This is a genomic window from Odoribacter sp. N54.MGS-14 (assembly GCF_000980295.1).
Classification (GTDB): Bacteria; Bacteroidota; Bacteroidia; order Bacteroidales; family Marinifilaceae; genus Odoribacter; species Odoribacter splanchnicus.
The window spans coordinates 1-207 of record NZ_LARL01000207.1; the positions used below are offsets into that span (position 1 = coordinate 1).

A 207-nucleotide genomic window follows, 5' to 3' on the forward strand; every position below is an offset into this window, starting at 1 on the left:
AAAGTGGGATTGCCATCGCTCAACGGATAAAAGCTACCCTGGGGATAACAGGCTTATCACTCCCAAGAGTTCACATCGACGGAGTGGTTTGGCACCTCGATGTCGGCTCATCGCATCCTGGGGCTGTAGCAGGTCCCAAGGGTTGGGCTGTTCGCCCATTAAAGCGGTACGCGAGCTGGGTTCAGAACGTCGTGAGACAGTTCGGTC

General features: G+C 55.6%; 1 rRNA gene. It reads left to right on the plus strand.

Features of this window, described 5'->3' with window-relative positions:
• A 23S ribosomal RNA gene (locus WS42_RS15155) occupies window positions 1-207 on the plus strand; the annotation flags it as partial.